The organism is Deinococcus misasensis DSM 22328 (genome assembly GCF_000745915.1).
Taxonomy (GTDB): domain Bacteria; phylum Deinococcota; class Deinococci; order Deinococcales; family Deinococcaceae; genus Deinococcus_C; species Deinococcus_C misasensis.
Map to the genome: position 1 here is coordinate 24,338 of NZ_JQKG01000025.1, position 18,218 is coordinate 42,555.

The following is an 18,218-nucleotide window of genomic DNA, read 5'->3' on the forward strand; positions in this document are numbered from 1 at the left end:
GGTTTATTCGCTGATGCTCACAAAACGCCAGTCGTCTTCGGGGTCCTCGGCGTCGCTGAGGTCCACCTCTGGGGCCAGATTTTGCAGTTGTTCTTGCATGCTGTCGGTCATGAAGTGGTGGTGCAGGTCCAGCTTTTTCAAGTGGGCCAGACGGTCCGCACTGGCCAGCAAAGCCTGCCCGCCTTCATCGGAGAGGATGCCCAGAGACAGGTCCAGCACTTCCAGACGGGCCAGAATCGGTGAATTGACCACCACCTGCGCGATTTCGTCCTGATTTTCGGCGTTTTTCAGACCAAGGTAAGTCAGTTTGGGAAAGAGCGACCCTTCAAAGAGTGGGGTAAGGTCGGCAATTTCGATGTTGGCCCCATAGTTTTCCGAGCCAAAATACAGTTCAAGGTGATTGAGCTCTGGGAGATTTGCACCCAGAATGTCACGCAGGGTTTCCACATCCAGAGCCCCAGTTTGCACCAGCAAGGTCTGGAGTTTGGGGGCAGAAAGTCCAGAGAACCTCAGGCCGTTCCCTCCGCGTGCTCCGTAGTGCTTGAGATCAGGATAAGCCTGAAACAGAGGGCCATGATCGGTGTTGTAAATCCATGAGATTTCATTCTCTTCGGAGATGATGTCGCCAAAGAAGATGGCTTCCAGCAAAGGCAACTGATCTTTGGCAGACAGCAGAGCGCTCATGGCATCGTCGGCGCTTTCTTCGCTGTCGGTGCCCCACATGCCCACCACCAGACCTCTGGACTGGGCAGCACCTTCGGTGTTCAGGTAAGCCTGAAACTTCTCGGGCCAGGAGGTTTCATCGTCGTACTCCACAGAAATTCTGTAAATGGCCGTGTCCAGATGGTTGAGGGGTTTTCCGGGTTCCCAACTGCGAACCTGAAAGCCTCCAAAGGTGGTCAGATGCTGGTTGATGGTCATGTTCAAATTCCTCCGTTATGCACACAACAGAATAACTGAAATTTTACAAAAAAGAAACATCCCTTACAGCCCGACCGGGTAAGCGCAAAGTCTGAGGTTTGGCCCATCCACTGAAAAAGCGTTCAGCGAAAAGCCCATTCAGAGGCTTTTGCTGTAGGGAGCAGCAAGACCAAAAGTCAAAACCCAAGTGGGTTTTGCAAGCCCAAAGGGTTAGATGAAGACTTCCCTTCTGGCTGACGGCTGACCGCTGAGGGCTTTGTCTGTTTGCATTGCCCAAACAGCGACTTGGAGTAGAGCCTTACAGCCCGAGCAGTTCCGCCGTCCGACCCTGAGGGGTGCGGTACCCACTTCTGGCATGCAGGGCTTCGCGGTAATCGGGGTTGAAAGCATAAATCAGTTCCACGTTGCTGCCGTAATGGTCCACCCGCATGCCATTGATGAAAAAACCCGCTTTGAGTTTGGGAATGATCACCTGATTGTTGGTCATGCGGTGGTGACTGATCACCAACTCAAATCCCAGAGCTTCAAACAGTTTCAGAAGCTCTGGAAGGAGTTTTTTGTACAGGCCCTTGTTCTGGTGCTCGGGAAGCCAACCGGTGTCTTTCATCACGATGGTCTGCCTGTCCAGTTGCTGGGCAAAGTGCCAGCCCACCAGCTCATCTTCAAAGAACAAGCCCAGACACACCTGAATGCCCACAGGCATCTGGCCCAGTTGCTGCACCCTTGCTTGCTGCTCTGGCGTTCTGGCTGTGTCCCAGCGAAAAGCAAAATACTCGCCAAAAATCCGGTCTTCAATTCTGGCGCAGACATCCAGATACACCTGATGGGAAATTTCCTGAATGCGGTATCCATTGCCCAGATCCATGTTTTGAATGGTTTTCATTGTGGTTGATGGGTTCACAAGGCGCATGATACTGGATGCCACTCAAGAATTCGAAATCAACGCACCACTTCGTAAGCCAGATGGGCCAGTTCATCTCTCAAAAGGCCTTCCCATCCAGTTTGCACGGCATTCAAACTGCCCGGCAAAGCGAAAAGCAAGGTTTTGCCTGCCAGACCGCCCACCGCTCTGGACAGCATCGCAGCCCCTTTGACCTGCTGGTAAGACAGCATCCTGAACAGCTCACCAAAACCCGGCATGGGCTTGTCAATCAAGCTTTCCACCACCGGAATGGTCACATCCCGCCCGGTGATCCCCGTCCCACCCGAGCTGATGATCACTTGCGCCTCGGGCATGAACCGCTCAAAGGCTGCCTGAATCTGGTCTTTCTCATCTTTGACGATGGTGCGTCCCACCACCTGATGCCCCTGCTTTTCGATTTCAGCGACCAGATGGTTTCCACTGTGGTCGTTTTCAAGGGTGCGCGTGTCGGAAATGGTGATCACAGCCACCCGCACCACTCTGGGGGCCTGCTGCTGGTGTTCGCTCTGGGTCATGGGAACAATTTAACAGAAGGGGCTTTGCCCCGCCGAGGGCACAGAGCCGAGGGCACAGGGCATGTTGCTTCACACAACAACAATCGTCAAGTCGCATGTCTGTAGGTTCGAGTGGTCAGAGGGAGCAAATGGCAGTCCCTTGTTTTGCACAAGACGGTGCGCCTTGCCCTGAATGCCCTGGCCAAAACTTTCTTTTGCCCTCGGCTCTGGGCTCTGGGCCCTCGGCTAAAAATGCGTTTCCACCTTCAAAGCATGCTGCACGGCATCAGGAAGCTTCTTCCACCATTTGCGGTTGATGCTTTCCACAGGCTGAGCGTATTCAAGAGCCAGCATGGCATAAGCCCGTTCCTGAAGCATTTTTTGCAGGGTGGATTCACCTTTAGACTGGATGAACTCCAGCAGCACATCGCTGAGCTGTTTTTTGACCTCCTCGAAAGCCAGATGAGCGGCCACTTTCATGCCATCCTCGGTGAGGAAAGGAAAGCGGGAAAGCTCAAATTGCAGGTCTGGATTGGCTTGCAATTTCTTGGCCACAGCCTGCACCTGCGTGCTCAGAGACAGGTCACGGCAAGGCAAGCACAAGCCATTCCGGTCCGTGAGGCTCCGGCAGGCAGGGCAGGGCTTGAACCCTTTTTGGGAACGGATTTTTTTGGATTGCAGCACCGCCTCAGCAGCTTTGCGGGCCGTTTCCCTGAAGTGCTCAGGGACCTCCTCGATCAGGTGCTCCACGGTTTCCAGATCTCTGGAGGTCAATTTGGGTGGAGGAGGTGGTTTGGGAGCATCCGTCTGGTTGTGCACCGTTCCCACCACAAATTTGATGTCCTCGATTTTGCCCGGTCCCACCACTTCGGCCATTTTTTGCACGAATTTGTTGCGCTGCAAGGAAAGGTGATGGGCCACCACCGAATCCTGCACCTCCACAACCAGAACTTTGTCCTGCACTGCTCTGGCACGGGTCATCTTGCTGAGCTGTGGACCCACCACCTGAGGCCAGACCGCCACTGCACGGGCACGCTCCACGCCACCCTGAATTCCCTGTCTGCGCATCATTCTGAAGAGCAGATCATTGAATTCTTTCAAGGGTCCCTCCCTGCATCTGGTAATGGTGTTCAGCGTAAGGCAAGGGCTCCGTGCCGGTGATCAGGGCCTGAGGGCTGCGCTTTGCCAGTTCGATCAGGGCGGTTCTGCGCTCTGGATCGAGTTCGGCACTGAAGTCATCGATCAGGAGGATGGGGTTTTCCTGATAACGCTCGTACAGCAACTCGTACTCGGCGTACCTGAGGGCCAGAGCGATGGTGCGGGCCTCTCCCCTGCTGGCGTAATCCGAGGCAGGCTGTCCACGCAAATTCAAAACCAGATCGTCGCGGTGGGGTCCAATCACTGTGCTCTGGCGGGCAAATTCTTCTGAGCGCTTCAGGAGGAAATCTCTGGCATAGCCTTCAATGGAGGTGGTCTCCTGCAAGAAAATGGAGAGTTCCCCTCTGCCCCCAATTTTCTCGTGGGCTGCACTGGCATACCTCTGGATTTTCTGGATGGACCTCTGGCGCAAATCCATCACCACCGTCCCGAGTTCGGTGAGTTTGGCGTCAAACACCTCTAGGGCCCACTGTTCATCGTTTTTCAGGGCTGCGTTTCTCTGGGCGAGGTTCTTCTGGTACAAATCCAGAGCCTGCGCGTACCTGGCACTGATTCTGGAGAGCAAATCGTCCATGAATTTTCTGCGCACCGAAGGGCTGCCAAACACGATTTCGCTGTCTTCAGGGGCAATGAACACTGCGCCACCCCGCAGCAGTTCTGCACTTTTGACCCGCACACCATCCAGTTTCATCAGGCGTTTCCCACGACCGATGCCCACCTCTGCAATGCTCTGGCCTTCGTCCCGTTCCAGAGCGGCTTTGACGTAAGCCTCGGTTTCTTCGAAGCGCACCAGTTGCTGCAAACGCGAAGCGTCCACCACCCCGGTCAGGACCAGATAAATGGCTTCCAGAACATTGGTTTTCCCCTGACCGTTCAGACCAGAGATGGAGTGGATGCCCTGCTGAAAGGAGATGCTCTGGTCTTGCAAATTGCGGTAGTTGAGGGTGGTGAGCTGGCGCAAAATCACGAGCATCATCCTACAGCATGTGACTTTGTGACTCTAGGGCGTTAAAGGGAAAGAGCAGAAGGTCGAAGGCCAAGGCAACCCAAAAGCTTTGTCTGATGCGCACACCACATGCACTTTTAATTCCGCACACTCCTGACAAATCCCCCGAGATGACTCGGGGGATTGTTGGTTTCCGGTTTGTCAGAAGAAAAATGTGTTAAGACTGGCCCATTGAGCGTTTGAGGGCTTCAAGCTCCTCATCGATCTCTTTGTCACGGCCAAGGTCTTTCAGCTGGGCATCGATGTCTTCTTCTTTGCGAAGCTGGGACATGGCTTTGGCTTTGTCTTCCATGCCAGCCACTTTGCGTTCCATTTCATCGAAGGCGGCCATGGCACCTTTGGCTTTGTCAAAACCAGAGACGCGCTCCAAGGTTTGTGCAGCTTCTGCGCCTTTTTGACGGGCTTGCAGCAGCTCTTTTTTGGCCTGCATTTCGCTGATTTTGGCTTCCAGAGCACGAAGCTGGGTTTTCAGCTCTTCAATGATGCTGTCTTGCTGCTGGATCTGGGCGGTGTAGGCGTTGGCGATGTCCTCGTTGTTCTTTTTGCGGGTGAGGGCTTCGCGTGCAAGGGCTTCATTGCCGAGCTTGAGGGCTTCCTGGGCCTTCACCATGTACTCTTCGGAGAGTTTTTTGTTGAGGGTCTGTTCCCGCTTGAGCTTTTCGCTCTGTGCCATGGCTTCTGCAACTTCTTTGCGGGCCTGCGCGTAGGCGTCGCGCATGTCCATCAGGCTCTGTTCAATGATTTTTTCAGGGTCTTCGGCCTTGGAGATGAGGTCGTTGACATTGGCGCGAATCAGTCGGCTTAAACGGTCAAAAATGCTCATGGGTTCCTCCTGTATGCAAGTACGGAATAGAGGGTGGAAAAGTTGCCACTCGGGACTTCACCTATTGTAATTGTTCAGCTTGATCCTATTGTGTCATTTCCCGCTGAGGTATACTGCCTACTGCGTCACCGGGGGTGCCCCCATCCATGTCTAAAGGATGGTTCAATGCCTGTCATCTCAGACAGGCCCGGGCTGAGATCATACCCCATCACCTGATCTGGTTCGTACCAGCGGAGGGAGAGTGCCCACAGATGTCCCGAGCATTCTCTCCTTTCGACGCGAAAGGAGACTTTTTCATGAAGAAAACCATGCTGTTCACCGTTGCTTTGCTGTCCACTGCCCACGCTGCCGAATTGCGGGTGGTCACCCACGGTTCTTTCAACCTCGACAAGAAACTGCTGGCCAAATTTGAGCAGGACAACAACGTCAAACTGCAATTCATCGAGGCTGGAGATGCCGGAGAGATGGTCTCCAAACTGATCCTCACCAAAAACGCACCCATTGCGGATGTGGTGTACGGCATCGACAACACCTTGCTCTCCAGAGCTCTGGATGCAGACATTCTGGCCCCTTACCAGTCTGGTGCACTGAAGAATGTGCCCAAAAAATACCTGCTGAATGGCAGCTTCAACCCCATCGATTATGGTTTTGTGGCCCTCAACATCGACAAGGCTTACTTCCAGAAAAACAAACTGGCCCTGCCCAAAACCCTCAAAGACCTGCTGAAACCCGAGTACAAGAACCTGCTGGTGGTGCAAAATCCTGCCACTTCCAGTCCGGGTTTGGCGTTTTACCTCGCCACCCTCAAAGAACTCGGGGAGCAAGGGGCTTACAGCTTCTGGGCTGGCCTGCGCGACAATGGGGTGAAAATCACCCGTGGCTGGGACGAGGCTTACTACACCGAGTTCAGCCGCAACGGAGGAAGCCGTCCCATCGTGGTCAGTTACTCCTCCTCTCCTGCTGCAGAAGTCTTCTACGCCGAGAAGAAACCCAAGAGCAGCCCCACCGCCAACCTGTTTTTGCCCGGCAGCACCTTCTTGCAAATTGAAGGGGCCGCCCTGATCAAAGGGGGCAAGAACACCGAACTGGCCAAGAAATTCATTGATTTCCTGCTCTCTCCAGAGGCCCAGAGTGACATTCCCACCCAGATGTGGGTTTACCCTGTGGTGCAGGGCATCAAACTGGACGCCACGTACCGTTATGCTGCAACCCCGGTGTACAACAAGAGCCTGACCCCCAAAGAAATTGCCTCTGGACAACAAAAATGGGTGGACAACTGGGCCAAAGTGGTGCTCAGGGGGGCAGATCCCAAAGACCTGAAATGAGAACCCCCGTTGCTCGCTTTGCTTGCAAGCGACCCCTTGATGAAGGGGTAAAATTGCCCCTTGCTGGTCAAGTCCTCCTCTTTCAGGGGGACTTTTGCTCTGGTGGGAGGAGGACATGAACACCTTCCTACTGGCCCTGATTCCTCTGGGGTTTCTGGGTTTTTTCCTGATTTACCCCTTTGCCAGAGCCTTACTGGCTGGTGCAGAGGGGGGTTTTTTGCTGCAACTGCAATCCGTGCTCTCTGAGAAATACTACTGGGAGCGGATCGGGTGGTCTTTGCAGCAGGCCGTGTATTCCAGCGGTCTGTCGGTGCTGTTGGGTGTGCCTGCTGCCCTCACCCTTGCCAGGTATGATTTTCCGCTCAAAAAGAGCCTTCTGAGGGTACTGATGCTTCCTCTGGTGACCCCCAGCATTGTGGCAGCGATGGGGATTCTCAGTCTGGTGGGGGCCAGAGGCATCACTGGAGTTCACTTGCAGGACACCGCTTTTCTGGTGATTCTGGGGAATGTGTTTTACAACCAGTCCCTGATTGTACGCTTTGTGTACTCGGGCCTGATGCGGATTCCAGAGCATGCGGTGCAGGCAGCAAGGGTGCTGGGGGCAAACAAATGGCGGGTGCTCTGGAAAATCACTTTGCCTCTGGTGATGCCGCACTTGCTCAGCGGATTCAGTCTGGTGTTTTTGTATTGCTTCAGCAGTTTTTCACTGGCGTTGCTGCTGGGTGGGCAAAAATTCAGCACCCTTGAGGTGGAGGTCTACAGCCTGACCCTGTACCAATTGGATTTGTCCAGAGCAGGGATTCTGGTCCTGATCCAGTTTCTGATCACAGGTCTGGCCGCTCTCGTGTACACCAGCCTGCAAAAACGCACGTCCACAACAGGGGAATTCAAAAACCGGGTTTTGCCTGTACCTCAAAAAATGCAGTGGGCAGAGGTGGGCTTCTGGGTGGGTCTGACGGCCCTCATCGCTCTGGCCCCTCTGGTCAGTGTGTTTGTCAAAAGCCTGATGGGGCAGGACGGTTTCACCTTGCAGTTCTATCAGGGGATCTTGACCCCAGAAACCCTGCAAGCCCTCTGGAACACCTTGCGGTTTTCTGGGGCTGCCACTGTGCTGGCCCTGCTGCTGGGCATCTTGCAAGCCCTTGTGACCCACAGGAAGGCCAGTCCAGCCATGGATCTCCTCACCTTGCTGCCTTTTCTGGTTTCAATGGTGAGTGTCAGTGTGGGTTACCTGATCGCTTACCCCACCCTGAGTGCAAGCCTGACCCTCCTGATCGGGGCCTACACCTTGCTGGCCTATCCTTTTGTGACGCGCACGATGCTGGCAGGTTTACGAACCCTGAGCCCGGCCATGTTGCAAAGTGCCCGAGTGCTTGGTGCCAGCCCTTTCAGGATGTGGATCCGGGTGATTTTGCCCCTCCTGAGAGGAAGCATTCGGACCGGGGCAGCTTTTGCTCTGGCCAGCGCCATTGGAGAATTTGCTGCCACCCTGATTTTGCAGCGTCCCGAGTGGACCACCTTGAGCACCCTGATTTACCAGACCCTCGGGAAACCCGGAGCGGTCAATCTGGGGCAGGCTGCGGCATTATCCAGTATGCTTTTGGGAATCACTTATCTGGCCTTCCGGGCCCTTGAGAACGATGCTGAACATCAAAGCCATTTCTAAAACCTACGGCACAGTGCAGGCCCTTCGGGACATCACCTTGCAGATGCAGCAAGGGGAAACCCTTGCCCTGCTGGGACCTTCAGGATGTGGGAAATCCACCTTGCTGCGCATTCTGGCCGGACTGGAAAAGCCAGACAGCGGGCAAGTGCTCTGGGACAACGAAGACATCACCTTTCTGCCCCCAGAGAAACGCCTGTTTTCGCTGGTGTTTCAGGATTACGCCCTGTTTCCGCACCTGAATGTGCTGGGCAACGTGATGTTTGGCCTGATCGAACGCAAAATCCCCAAAACACAGGCCGAAAAAACCGCTCTGGAATGGCTGGAAAAAGTCAATTTGCAGGGTCTGGAACGCCGCAAAGTCACCGAACTGTCTGGAGGGCAGCAGCAGCGTGTGGCAGTGGCGCGGGCTCTGGCCGTAAGTCCCCGTTTGCTGTTGCTGGATGAGCCTTTCTCCAATCTGGACCAGCAACTCCGCGAAGAGGTGCAAAACGAACTGCTGTACACCCTGCAAAACAGCCAGAACAGCACCCTTCTGGTGACCCACGACCAGCAAGAAGCCTTCAAACTGGCCTCCAGAGTGGTCCTGATGCGCTCTGGTCAGATCGAGCAGGTGGGAAGCCCAACCGACCTGTACCAGCATCCTGAAAGCAAATGGGTGGCCGAGTTTCTGGGTCATGACAATGTTTTTGAAGACCACTTCATCCCACAACATGCGTTTTTGCTGGATGCCCCAGAAGACCATGCCCGAGTGCTTTCTGTGGAACGTCTGGGCCGTGAGTTTGCAGCACGCATTGAACTGGATGGCCAGCAGTACACCATACATTTCAGCGAACGTGAAGCCTTCAGGTGGCAGGTGCATCCAGACCAGAGGCTGCCCCTCCGCATCGACCAGAGCCAGATCCAGAGGTTTGCAAAATGATTTGCCACATCCTGATCAACGGTGATTTGCACCCCACTCAGCACATGCAGGAGGTGCTTGAAGCCTTCCCTCCAGATCTGGTGGTGGTGGCCGATGGAGGCATCCGGCATGTCCAGACACTGGGTTTGAAACCTGACATCTGGTTGGGAGATTTTGATTCTGCTCCTGAAGGCACCTTGCAGGCTTACCCGGAGTTGAAACGCCTCCCCTACCCTACAGAAAAAGACCTACTGGATTCGGAAATTGCGCTGGAATACGCCATTGAACAGGGAGCACAGAAAGTGATTTTCTGGGGGGCTCTGGGGGGCAGAACCGACCATGCCCTTGCCATGATGCTGCTCTGCACCCGTCATCCGCATTTGGATTTGATGCTGCACAGCGGTAACGAAAGTGTGCATCCCCTGCATCCCCACCATCCCCTGATCCTGCACACCCATACAGACCAGACTGTCAGTGTACTGGCCATCGAACCTCTCAAACACCTCAATTTGCGTGGGGTCAAATGGGAATTGCTGGACGCAAACGTGGAACGCGGCTCTGGCTGGACCATGAGCAATACAGCCATTTCAGAAGAGGTCAAAGTGTGGTGCTCTGGTGGGGTGGGTGTGGTGGTTTTGCAGCATTGAAATGAGGGCTCGGCGGGCTTGCCTGAAGCCGAGAGCCGAGAGCCGAGAGCCGAGAGCCGAGAGCCGAGAGCCGAGAGCCGAGAGCATCGTGCAATACGTATGAGAACTGGTCAAGGGCATCTGTAGGGGCGAGGCATGCCTCGCCCTGAATGCTTTAGCCAAAGCCTTTTTTGCCCTCGGCTCTCGGCAGGGCGAAGCCCTCTACAGCAAAAACCCCCGCCTTTCAGCGGGGGAATGTTCTTCAGTACTCGATGCCAACAACTTTGTACTTCAACTGCCGTTTGCCTTCATCGAGGTTGACCACGAACGAGTCACCGGCTTTGCGGCCCATCAACTGGGTGCCCACCGGGCTGTCTTCGGAGACGATTTTCTGCCCGAGCACTTTGGCTTCGGAGGCACTGACCAGTTGCACTTTCATTTGCTTGCCGGTCTTTTCGTCTTCGAGGGTCACGTAAGCGCCGAGGTTGACGCTTTCCTCTTTGAGGTCTGCAGGCGAGATGATTTTTGCTCTGGCGAGCATGTCCTCAAGTTCTTCAATGCGGGTTTCAATGTTCAGCTTTTCGCGTTTGGCTTCTTCAAGACCGTTGTCTTCAAGGTCATCGGCGGCTTCCATTTGCTCGCTGAGAATGCGAGTGGCTTCTGCGAGGCGCTCTTGTTCCTGTTCCAGCGTCCTTTTCAGGCGCTCAAAACCTTCTTGAGTGAGTTTTACTTCGCGGCTCACCGTTACCTCCGAAAGTGGGGTTCAGATTGATGCCCGACATTGTGCCACAGTTTTTGCAAATACACAATACACGAATTTTTGGCCGAGCGAAGAAATTCTGGGTTCAAAGCCGAGGGCCAAGAGCCAGGCTGTAAAGCTTTGGCTCAGGCTGATCAAAAAAGCCTTGGGGTGATCTCCCAAACATCATTTCCCTTAAAGGAAAAATTTGACGTACATGCCCTCTGCATCAGCTTTTTGATGTCCTCGGCTCTCGGCCCTTGGCCCTCTGCACCCTCAATCCAGCAACCCCAACCGCTCCACCAGATGCTGCAACTTCTCCCGGGTGGTTCTTTTGACGCAAGCAGAGGTGTGTTCACACAGGCTGACGTACTGGTAAAGCCCGGCACCGATTCTGGCCCGATAAAACATGGCATCAAAGCGGCTCAGGGTGGTGTTGCAGAGGTCGCACATCACCGAATGTTTGGTGTGTTTTTCCAGAGGTTCCAGTTCCAACAACCGGTCCCCGTAGACCAGAGCCAGTTTCCCCTCGTCCACAGCGTAGAGGCCCAGTGTGGGGTTGGAGGGGCCATCTTCCGGGTACAGCTTGCGGGCGGTTTCCGGGAAGAGTTCAAAAAGCAGGTCGCGTTCAGAGTGGTCTGGCACCCTTTCAGTATAAGAAACCCGAGGGGGCCGAATAAGTGAGAAAATCAGGTATTGGAGGGCTCAAAAAACGGTACAATGAAGGCTGGAGTTTCATCTCCCAGAGAGGAAAACAACCCCACCCATGCGTGAACGTTACAGGAACATCTCGGGGATCATTCTGAGGCGCAGCACCACCCCGGGCGGAGACATGATTGTTTCTCTGCTCACGCCCAGAGGCAAATTCAAAGGGGTCAGCCGCAAAGCTGCACCTTCACCCAGCACCTTGAAACTGAACCTTTTTCAGCATGTCACCGTGCAGATGTACAACCGCCAGCAAGACGATCTGGGCTTGCTCACCCAGGTCAAACTGGAAGGGGCGCTTTCCCAACTGGTCAAGCCCGAGGTGTACCCTCTGGCGAGTTTTTTGTGTGAACTGGTGGACCATCTGGTGGAAGGCGAGATGGACATCCCCCAGACTTATGACCTGCTGGCCGGAGCCTTAAGGGGCCTCAATTCCCATGAAGACCCCGAGTGGGTCGCTCTGATCATGGCCTTCAAACTGCTGGGCAGTCTGGGTCTGGCCCACCGCACTGAAGATCCAGAAGGCGTGTTCTTCGATGCAGAGCGGGGCGTGATCACCAGCAAAAATGCAGGCTTGCGGCTTTCTCAGGAGGGGGCTGCCTTCCTGAACCGGGTGCACCACAAAAGCGTGCGTGACTTGATGGCCCACAGGGTGCAGGACCGCAAAGAATTGTGGCTGGCTCTGGAGAAATTCATCGTGACCCATGCGGGTGCCTTGAAGTCTTTTGATGTGCTCAGAACCGTGCACTGAACAAAACCATCCAAAACAAAAACACTGGCCATCAAGCCAGTGTTTTTTGACAGCACCAGCTTTCATCCAATCAAAATGGGGGCATCCAGACTGATCCGCTCGGGTTCACCTTCCTGAGGGACCTTCCAGACCCACTCGCCGTAAGTGTGGACCAGTTCACCGTTGTGGAAGTGTGCTGCGGAGTTTTCATCCAGACCCCAGGCCTCCTGAATGTACAGCTCAGAAGCGGCTTGTTGCAGTTCTGCAAGGCCATTCCATTCGGTGAAATGGGGGAACACCAGAGCCGTGGTCATGAAACCAAAACCGGGCAGGTAATGGGGTTGTTCGGGGGCGGTGCGGTCTTCTTCGGGAATCACACAGGTCAGGCAGGCCAGAATGGCTCCAGCCGAGATCCCTGCATAGGGTATCCCTGAGCGCACTTTCTGCCGGATCAGATCCGACAATTCGGAGAGCACGTAGTGTTGCTGGTACAGATAGGTGTCTCCTCCAGCGACCAGCAACAGAGACGCAGCTTCGATGTTTTCTCTGGCTTTTTGAAGGTCCAGAACCCCATCTTCTTCGCCCACAAAACGCACTTCTGAAGCCCCTGCCTCCAGAAAAGTCTGCAGGTATTGGGGGGCATATTTGGGCCATTTGGCTCCAGCGCACAAAACCGTCACTCTGGGGTTTTCGCCTGCCAGAGCCATCAGGTCCGTGACCACCAGACCGAGGGCCGGGGTGTTTCCCAGCAAAAACAAATGCATTTTGAACATTCCTCCTGATCAAAACATCAACTGGTGCAGGATGAGGGCACCACCCAGCGTGGCAGGGATGCCACCTCCGGGGTGCACACTGGTTCCGGCAAGCCAGATGCCTTTGTAGGCATGTCCGGGCTGATGAAAAGGCCCCGAGCGCCATGCAGCACCCAGTTTACCGTAGATGGCCCCTCCCCATGCTCCCCACCTGGACAGCTTTGCTGGGTCCAGCAGGACAACATCCCGGAGATGTTCAGTTATTGTAACCTTTAGCACCGTCTCAATGCGAGCGAGTTGTGACTGAACCCACGGATGCTCCAGATCGTACCCTCTGCCATCTGGAGGTGCAGTAAACCCCACAGACAGCACAGGCAAGGTGTTCTCTGGATAAATGTGCCCGGCACGGTAATGGTTCACAAACACCATTGGCGAGGGACTGGGGCGCAACTGCTGCACATCTTTGGCCAATTGAGCGGTGTTCTCTGGCAAAAGCACGCTGTGAAACGGCAAATCCAGAGCCTGATTCAAGGTGGCATACAGCACCACGCCGCTGCAACTGAGGCGCTCGGGTTTCTGCACCCTCTCGCCCATCAGGACTTTCAGGCGTTCAAAGTCCAGCGTGGAAATGACCGTACCAGAGAACCTTCCAACCACTGTGTCAATGTGGTCTTTTTGCACTTTCAGAACAGGCGTGTGTTCTCGAATCTCCACCCCGAGGTGCTCACACGCCCTCTTGAGCCTCAAGATGAGTTCATGGATACCGCCCACAGGCACACGCAGGTCTTGCAGCATCGCATAAGGCACCAAAGCATGCAAAGCACTGGCTTCCTCTGGAGAAGCCCCCGTATTGAGGGCATACACCGCCAGAGCCTCTTCCAGCAAAGGATCCAGACCCAGGGATTTCAAGTAAGCCCTTGCCGTGGGTCTGGTACCGATTTCTGCAAACAATGCCCTGCCCAGCTTTTGAAAAGCCACAGAATGAAGCTGAGGAGGTGTGTAAAGCAGTTTTTCAAGGATGGAGGTCAATCTGGCTGCACGGCTCTGGTACCTGTCCCAGCCCTCCACTGGTCTCTCTGGAGGCAAACCCAATGTTCCCTGCCCATGATGCACCCCCAGAGATTCCAGCGAGATGTAAGGCAATTCTGCCCACTCTGGCAAACCTGCCCGCTTGAACACCTCCGCCCAGACCGCAGGGAAGCTCCAGACCGCAGGACCTGTGTCGATCCTCTGGCCTGAAAGCGAAATGCGGGCACTTTTGCCCCCACAGGTTTCGGCTTCAAAGAGGGTGACCTGAAAACCTTTGGAGGCGGCCAGCAGTGCAGAAGCCAAACCGGCAAAGCCTCCACCCAGAACCAGAATGTGTTTCATCCACGCACCAGAGAAGCCACCAGAAGCACCCCGGCCACCGTACCGATGTACAGCGGACTGAGCATGCTGCTGGGATACAGCTTGCGGGCCTGCTCTGGGGTGGGTTTCTGGCTGAGCAAGTACAGCAGACGACCATTGACCAGAGCCACCGTTGCGGCCACCACCTCGCTTTCCAACCCGAAACACAGCAAGGCCACGGTGTACCAGCAAGCACTCCAGACCATTGTTCCCTGCACCCCGAGTTTGACCGCGGTGTTCACGATGCCCACCTTGTGGTCGTGGGGGATGTCCTGAATGGCATCAAAAGCCTGCTTGCCGACACTCCAGGCCATGGTGCCCACAAAAGCCCACCATGGGATGTCAGAGCCCATCAAAAGGGGCACAAAGGCCATTGGGAAAGCATAAGCGGCATTGGACAGGGCGTCCCAGTAAGGTCGTGCCTTAAAACGCACAGGCTTCGCAGAATAACCCACAAAAATCAGGGCATAAAACAGCATCCACGCCAGAGCTTGCCAAGGGATGCTCAGGGCAAAGTACACCAGAAAAGGCACATTCAGAATGCCCACGGCCCAGAGGATCAGCTTCACATCCTCGGGGTAAATTCTGGCCCCCTGAAGCCCCCCTTTTCTGGGATTGATGGCATCCTCTGCCTGATCAAAAATGTCGTTGATGCCATAAATCAGCAGGTTGAAAGGCAACGTCAACCAGAGCATCACCATCCAGAAATCCCAACGGGTGGTGTACAGGTGCCCACTGAGCCACAGGGCCGTGATGGCCACACCCAGCGTGTTGATCCACAGGGCGGGCCTTGAAATCCAGAACAAACGCAACACCTTCAACCCACCCACTCCATTTCCAGACCCCAAAATACCAGACCGGGCACAGAAATGAACATGCCGATTGTGGCTGCTCTCATGTTTGATGCCCAAGGTGCTAAGCTGAACACCATGGACCAAGTGAGATTTGTTGCTGATGCCCAGCTTTTCGAAGGCACCCGCGTTCAATTTGACGAGCTTCCCGAAACCGTGCAATCCAGCCTGAAAGCACAACTGGGAAGTTTTGAACTCTCCCCCTACGATGTGCTGGTGCTCGAAAACGCCACGGTGAATGGCAAATCTCAGGGCACCCCTTACATTGCTGTGCGTCTGGCCAGCATCAGTTCCATCAATCTGGAACCTTAACCCCTTACCTCCTGTCTTACCCCCTGCTCACCACTGACACTTAGAACTGTCCCCCTGTTTATCAGGGGGACAGTTTCGAGTGAAACAAGAAACAGGGGGAGTTAAGGTGCAACCTTCAGGTAAGCCCGTTCGGTGGCCTTCTCGAAGGCATCAGACACCGAGATCAGACGCTCGTCTTTGAGTGCAGGCGCAATGAACTGGATGCCGATGGGCAAGTCCTTGCCTTCCAAGGTCTCAAAGCCTGCTGGCACACTGATGGCTGGAACCCCTGCAAGGTTGATGCTGACAGTGTCCACATCGCTCTGGTACATCGCCACCGGATCGCTGGACTTCTCTCCAAATTTGAACGCTGGGAAAGGGCTGGTGGGGGTCACCAGCACATCAAACTGCTCGAAAGCACGCTGGAAGTCCTGAGCGATCAGCTTGCGGACCTTCATGGCCTTGGAGTAGAAGGCATCGTAGTACCCACTGGACAGGGCGTAAGTGCCCATCAGGATGCGGCGTTTGACCTCATGGCCGAAGTGCTCCCCTCGGGTCTGGCTCATGCTGGTGTTGAACTCTTCTGATTGCACACGGCTGGAATAAACCATGCCGTCATAACGGGCGAGGTTGGACGAGGCTTCACTGGTGCAAATCAGGTAATAGGCAGCAATGCCGTATTCCAATGTGGGCAAAGACACTTCGCTGAAGGTGGCCCCGAGGCTTTCCAGAACCTCTCGGGTGCGTTCCAGAGCGGCTTGCACACCGGGGGTGTTTCCTGCCCCCAGCGATTCTTTGATGTAGGCAAAACGCATGCCTTTGATGTCCTGACCCAGTGCAGACACGAAATCCGGCTTGACATCCAGGCTGGTGGAGTCCAGAGGATCACGGCCACTGGTGGCATCCATGACCAGTGCGAGGTCTCGGGTGGACAGGGCCAGCGGTCCAATCTGGTCCAGTGAACTGGCAAAAGCCACCAGACCATAGCGGCTCATGCGGCCATAGGTGGGTTTCAGAGCAAGGGTACCCGTGAAGGCTCCGGGTTGGCGCACACTTCCTCCGGTGTCGCTGCCCAGAGCAATGGGGGTCATGCCTGCGGACACAGCAGCAGCACTTCCGCCAGAAGAACCACCCGGCACACGGTCATGGTCCCAAGGGTTCACGGTGCGCTTCATGGCGCTGTTCTCTGTGCTGGATCCCATGGCGAATTCATCCATGTTGACCTTGCCGACAGGAATGGCCCCAGCGGCCAGCAAACGCTCCACCACGGTTGCAGAGTAAGGGCTGAGGTAATTTTCCAGAATTCTGGACCCGCAAGTGGTGCGGGTGCCCTTGAGGTTCATGTTGTCTTTGATGGCCACAGGTACACCGGCCAGAGGCCCCACAGGGCTTCCCAGACGCACCGCTTCATCAATGCGGGCTGCACGTTCCAGAGCAAGTTCTTCGGTGACGCTCAAAAAGGCCTGAACCTCGGGGTCTTTCTGTTGAATGGTCTGCAAAGACTGTTGCGCCACTTCGACAGCGCTCAGCTCTCCAGCACGAATTTTTTGTGCGATTTCTGCGGCCGTAAGCATAATGGAACACTATACCACTGGTGTTTTGCCCGATGAGGGGAACGTACAGAAGAGATTGGGTCAGAAGGATCTGCGACATGCCGAGGGCACAGGGCCGAGCGCCGAGGGCCAGAAAAACAGAAGGCAGAAGGACATTGCAAGACATGCCAATGCTGGTCAAGCAAACTGCCAAGACATGGATCGATGAACAAGGCAAAAGCCTTGTTTGCCCTCAGCGCTCGGCCATTGGCTCTGGGCGTCTCAGCCCCGCAAAAATTCTGTGAGTCCTTCCAGTTCCAGAGCAGGAAGTTCAGACAGGTCTTTGAGGCCAAATTCCAGCAGGAATTTCTCGGTGGTGCCATAAAGCAGAGGTTTACCAATCACATCCTTGCGACCCACCACTTTGATCAGTTCACGCTCTTGCAAGGTGATCAGACTGCTGGCAGAACTGCCGCGCATCAGTTCAATGTCGGCACGGGTGATGGGTTGCTTGTAGGCCACAATGGCCAGCACCTCCAGAGCCGCCTGAGACAGCGCTGGAAGAGGTGGAGGGGCCATCAGGGGCTCCAGGGCAGGGACAAGCTCTGGAGCCACAATCAGGCGATATCCTCCGGCCACGGCTTCAACGGCAAGACCCACTTGACGCAAGGTCCCGTTCAACTCCTGCATGCCCCTGTGCACGGCTTCTTCGGGCAAACCCAGAAGTCTGGACAGTTCTTGCGGGGAAACGGGTCTTCCTGCTGCCAGAAGGGCTGCACCCATCACATCAAGCATTGAGCACAGCCTCAATTTCTGCAAGGGAGATGGGACCTTCCCTGAGAATTTTGTGTTCTGTGAAGTCATACACGGTGCTGGATTGTCCTTTGCTGATTTCACCGGGCAAAATCACGTCGTAGAGTTCTTTCAGTTCCAAAGCCCGTTCATGGCTCAGGGCAGGGGGTTCTGCGCTGCGGTTGAGGGAGCTGGCCAGCAGGTATCCTCCACATTGTTCCAAGAAGGCCAGCGTCACAGGATGGTCTGGCACCCTGACCCCCACTTTGCCCTTGGGGGCAACCCAATCGGGCAAGGAGGACACCGCAGGAACCACCACCGTCAGAGGGCCGGGAACGAATTTCTCACAGAGCTGTCTAAACTGCTGTTGCTCGTTCTCGGGCAGAAAAGCCAGTTTCATGGCGAGTTCACGGGAAGCACACAGCACCTGAGAAGGCTTGGATGGGTCTCTGCCTTTGACGGCGTAAAAACGCTGGACAGCAGAAACGTTGAACGGATCACAGGCCAGCCCCCAGACGGTTTCGGTGGGAATGGCCACCAGACCTCCGGACTGAACTGTTACAAATGCTTGATGATTGACTGTGCTGTGATTCATACT

At 55.0% G+C, this 18,218-nt stretch carries 20 protein-coding genes; 6 read left to right on the forward strand and 14 right to left on the reverse strand.

Annotation, left to right across the window (positions count from 1 at the left end; genetic code table 11):
* Positions 1-3: 3 nt before the first annotated feature.
* The 6 genes from Q371_RS15115 to Q371_RS15140 form a co-directional block, all read right to left on the reverse strand.
* Complete coding sequence (locus Q371_RS15115; protein WP_034341871.1) at positions 4-921, reverse strand: STM4015 family protein; 918 nt, start codon at positions 919-921, stop codon at positions 4-6.
* Between the two features lie 298 nt (positions 922-1,219).
* Positions 1,220-1,804, reverse strand: coding sequence for a GNAT family N-acetyltransferase (locus Q371_RS15120; protein WP_051964523.1), 585 nt, complete (start codon positions 1,802-1,804; stop codon positions 1,220-1,222).
* 56 nt (positions 1,805-1,860) lie between these two features.
* Entirely contained in the window at positions 1,861-2,358 is a 498-nt protein-coding gene (locus Q371_RS15125; protein WP_034341872.1) for a MogA/MoaB family molybdenum cofactor biosynthesis protein, read from the reverse strand.
* A gap of 225 nt (positions 2,359-2,583) precedes the next feature.
* On the reverse strand, positions 2,584-3,438 hold the full coding sequence (locus Q371_RS15130; RefSeq protein WP_034341873.1) for a DciA family protein: 855 nt from the start codon (positions 3,436-3,438) through the stop codon (positions 2,584-2,586).
* Positions 3,422-4,471, reverse strand: a complete 1,050-nt coding sequence (recF, locus tag Q371_RS15135) for a DNA replication/repair protein RecF (protein WP_034341874.1) — start codon at positions 4,469-4,471, stop codon at positions 3,422-3,424. Before recF ends, Q371_RS15130 begins: the two co-directional genes overlap by 17 nt.
* Before the next feature lie 187 nt (positions 4,472-4,658).
* Entirely contained in the window at positions 4,659-5,324 is a 666-nt protein-coding gene (locus Q371_RS15140; RefSeq protein ID WP_034341875.1) for a PspA/IM30 family protein, read from the reverse strand.
* Positions 5,325-5,620: 296 nt separating this feature from the next.
* On the opposite strand from Q371_RS15140, the gene Q371_RS15145 reads away from it, so the two are divergent.
* The 4 genes from Q371_RS15145 to Q371_RS15160 all read left to right on the forward strand — a co-directional run bounded on the left by Q371_RS15145 (position 5,621) and on the right by Q371_RS15160 (position 9,860).
* Positions 5,621-6,649, forward strand: a complete 1,029-nt coding sequence (locus tag Q371_RS15145; RefSeq protein WP_034341876.1) for a thiamine ABC transporter substrate-binding protein — start codon at positions 5,621-5,623, stop codon at positions 6,647-6,649.
* Between the two features lie 115 nt (positions 6,650-6,764).
* Positions 6,765-8,315, forward strand: a complete 1,551-nt coding sequence (locus Q371_RS15150; RefSeq protein WP_034341877.1) for an ABC transporter permease — start codon at positions 6,765-6,767, stop codon at positions 8,313-8,315.
* The gene (locus Q371_RS15155) at positions 8,290-9,234 is read left to right on the forward strand and encodes an ABC transporter ATP-binding protein (RefSeq protein ID WP_034341878.1); all 945 of its coding nucleotides are present in this window, start codon (positions 8,290-8,292) and stop codon (positions 9,232-9,234) included. The genes Q371_RS15150 and Q371_RS15155 overlap by 26 nt, the downstream gene beginning before the upstream one ends.
* The gene (locus Q371_RS15160) at positions 9,231-9,860 is read left to right on the forward strand and encodes a thiamine diphosphokinase (RefSeq protein WP_034341879.1); all 630 of its coding nucleotides are present in this window, start codon (positions 9,231-9,233) and stop codon (positions 9,858-9,860) included. The genes Q371_RS15155 and Q371_RS15160 overlap by 4 nt, the downstream gene beginning before the upstream one ends.
* A 241-nt stretch (positions 9,861-10,101) precedes the next feature.
* Here the strand turns inward: Q371_RS15160 and Q371_RS15165 are convergent, their stop codons facing one another.
* Together Q371_RS15165 and Q371_RS15170 are read right to left on the reverse strand one after the other, a co-directional pair.
* Positions 10,102-10,581, reverse strand: coding sequence for a GreA/GreB family elongation factor (locus Q371_RS15165; protein WP_034341880.1), 480 nt, complete (start codon positions 10,579-10,581; stop codon positions 10,102-10,104).
* Between the two features lie 273 nt (positions 10,582-10,854).
* A complete protein-coding gene (locus Q371_RS15170; protein ID WP_034341881.1) occupies positions 10,855-11,223 on the reverse strand; it encodes a hypothetical protein in 369 nt (122 codons plus the stop codon).
* Between the two features lie 121 nt (positions 11,224-11,344).
* On the opposite strand from Q371_RS15170, the gene recO reads away from it, so the two are divergent.
* On the forward strand, positions 11,345-12,034 hold the full coding sequence (gene recO / locus Q371_RS15175; RefSeq protein WP_034341882.1) for a DNA repair protein RecO: 690 nt from the start codon (positions 11,345-11,347) through the stop codon (positions 12,032-12,034).
* A 62-nt stretch (positions 12,035-12,096) separates the two neighbouring features.
* Here the strand turns inward: recO and Q371_RS15180 are convergent, their stop codons facing one another.
* Genes Q371_RS15180 through Q371_RS15190 form a run of 3 tightly spaced genes read right to left on the reverse strand, consistent with a single transcriptional unit; the run spans position 12,097 to position 14,969 of the window.
* On the reverse strand, positions 12,097-12,786 hold the full coding sequence (locus tag Q371_RS15180; protein ID WP_034341883.1) for a Type 1 glutamine amidotransferase-like domain-containing protein: 690 nt from the start codon (positions 12,784-12,786) through the stop codon (positions 12,097-12,099).
* 9 nt (positions 12,787-12,795) lie between these two features.
* Complete coding sequence (locus tag Q371_RS15185) at positions 12,796-14,136, reverse strand: phytoene desaturase family protein (protein ID WP_034341884.1); 1,341 nt, start codon at positions 14,134-14,136, stop codon at positions 12,796-12,798.
* Positions 14,133-14,969, reverse strand: a complete 837-nt coding sequence (locus tag Q371_RS15190) for a UbiA family prenyltransferase (protein ID WP_211253850.1) — start codon at positions 14,967-14,969, stop codon at positions 14,133-14,135. The genes Q371_RS15185 and Q371_RS15190 overlap by 4 nt, the downstream gene beginning before the upstream one ends.
* Before the next feature lie 114 nt (positions 14,970-15,083).
* Here Q371_RS15190 and Q371_RS15195 point away from each other — a divergent pair, with 114 nt between their 5' ends.
* On the forward strand, positions 15,084-15,317 hold the full coding sequence (locus Q371_RS15195; RefSeq protein WP_157442733.1) for a hypothetical protein: 234 nt from the start codon (positions 15,084-15,086) through the stop codon (positions 15,315-15,317).
* Positions 15,318-15,418: 101 nt separating this feature from the next.
* Here the strand turns inward: Q371_RS15195 and gatA are convergent, their stop codons facing one another.
* From gatA to Q371_RS15215, 3 genes are all read right to left on the reverse strand, one after another.
* On the reverse strand, positions 15,419-16,870 hold the full coding sequence (gatA, locus tag Q371_RS15200; RefSeq protein WP_034341887.1) for an Asp-tRNA(Asn)/Glu-tRNA(Gln) amidotransferase subunit GatA: 1,452 nt from the start codon (positions 16,868-16,870) through the stop codon (positions 15,419-15,421).
* A gap of 240 nt (positions 16,871-17,110) precedes the next feature.
* The gene (gene scpB / locus Q371_RS15210; protein WP_034341889.1) at positions 17,111-17,623 is read right to left on the reverse strand and encodes an SMC-Scp complex subunit ScpB; all 513 of its coding nucleotides are present in this window, start codon (positions 17,621-17,623) and stop codon (positions 17,111-17,113) included.
* Positions 17,616-18,215, reverse strand: a complete 600-nt coding sequence (locus Q371_RS15215; protein ID WP_034341890.1) for an L-threonylcarbamoyladenylate synthase — start codon at positions 18,213-18,215, stop codon at positions 17,616-17,618. The genes scpB and Q371_RS15215 overlap by 8 nt, the downstream gene beginning before the upstream one ends.
* Between the last annotated feature and the right edge of the window lie 3 nt (positions 18,216-18,218).